The sequence below is a fragment of the Pseudomonas sp. 2VD genome (assembly GCF_005503585.1).
Taxonomy (GTDB): domain Bacteria; phylum Pseudomonadota; class Gammaproteobacteria; order Pseudomonadales; family Pseudomonadaceae; genus Pseudomonas; species Pseudomonas aeruginosa.
Genome location: NZ_SCND01000635.1, coordinates 1 through 1,550 on the forward strand (window position 1 = coordinate 1; position 1,550 = coordinate 1,550).

Genomic DNA, 1,550 nt, shown 5'->3' on the forward strand with positions numbered 1-1,550 from the left:
GCTTCGAACGTGCGCGCAACTGGTCGCGGCTGCGCGCCGGGTCGACATGCAGGCCGGCCTCCAGCGCCTCGCCGAGCATCCAGGTAAAGGCCACCAGGGCCAGCCGCGAGTCCTTCGGCGCATAGCCACCGCCGACATCGGAGTGCATGCCGGGGAACCACACCTGCAACACGTCGGACTTGCGGTCCTTCTCGCCGAACCAGAGGTTCTGCCGGAAGAAGCAGCGGCATTCGTCGATGGCCAGGGCCTGGCGGACCACGTCGACCATTTCGTTGTTCGAGGAATACGGCACGGTCAGCGGGTCGTAGACCCAGCCCACCGAGGTCACGGTGTCGAACAGGCCGAGGAAGTGCACCTTCACCTGCCGGCCGAAGACCTTGCGGAAGCGTCCCAGCAGACCGAAGTCCGGCCCGCGGCGACGCGTGCCGGCCCGCTTGTCTTCGTCGCGGGGCGGCATGCGGGTGGTGAGCAGGGTCCAGGCGTAGTCGAAGAGGTGCGGCTGGTGCGCATCGATCAGGCCCACCGCACGCAGCATCGCGGCCAGCACGCGCACCGCGTAGGCGCCGCGGGAAAAGCCGAAGAGGAATATCTGGTCGCCGGGCCGGTAGTGCTCGGCGAGGAAGCGATAGGCGCCCTCGACGTTGCGCTTGAGCCCCCAGCCGAAGGCCAGGCCGGCGATCCGCGAGGGAAACTTCTGCCACTCGAACAGGGTTTCCTTCAGGCCGAAGGTGCCGACGCCCTGGTCGTAGTAGGCCAGCACCCTGCGCGGATCGCGCGACAGCGAACGGTACAGGCGCACCACGTTGGTCGGCTGGTCGCCGAAGCGGTTCGAGGTTCCGTCGATGCAGACCACCAACTGGCGCGGCGCGTCGTTGTCCTGGGCGCTGCCGGCAGGCGGCAAGGCGGAATCGGGGGAGAGATCGTCCATTGGGCTCACGCAGGCAAAGCCTGACTTCCGTCGGCGGTGGATGGGAATGGCGACGCATGATACCCAACCTGGATGATCCGCCAAGCGCACATTGCCGGGAAATGGCGGCAAAGACGAAAAGCCCCTGGAGCCGCAGGGCGAATAACCGCTTCGCGGTTATCCGCAGCCCCTGGCTTCGGCGAGGGCGGGTCGAGCCGGCCGCTCAGCCTGCCCTGGATACCCCGAGGAACGGCTGCCACGCCGGCGCGCCACTATCCGCCGCGGCCTTGAGGGCGGCCACCGCCGCGTCGACGTCGGCCTCGCGGGTGTAGCGACCGAGGCTCAGGCGCACGCTGCGGCCAGCGCTGGCGGCATCGTGGCCGAGGGCGAGAAGCACGTGGGACGGCGCCGGCCGCGCCGAGTTGCAGGCCGAGGTGCTGGACACCGCCAGGCTGGACTCCAGCGCCTGGGGGACGAAGGCGGGGTTGTCGAAGGTCAGGTTCAGGGTATGCGCGATGCGTGCGTCGGCGCTGCCGTTCAGGCGCCAGCCGTCGATCTGCGCCAGCCCCTCCAGCAGACGCCGCTGGAGTCCGGCGATGCGCCTGCCCTCCTCCTCGACAAGCCCGCCGGCTAGGGCGAAGGC

The 1,550-nt window shown here is 69.3% G+C and carries 2 protein-coding genes; both read right to left on the reverse strand.

The window, feature by feature from the left end; all coding sequences use genetic code 11:
* Positions 1-928: DUF2235 domain-containing protein (locus FFS27_RS32635; RefSeq protein ID WP_137952549.1), on the reverse strand; the 928-nt coding region annotated here is incomplete at its 3' end.
* A gap of 202 nt (positions 929-1,130) precedes the next feature.
* Positions 1,131-1,550: aminotransferase class V-fold PLP-dependent enzyme (locus FFS27_RS32645; RefSeq protein ID WP_256659903.1), on the reverse strand; the 420-nt coding region annotated here is incomplete at its 5' end.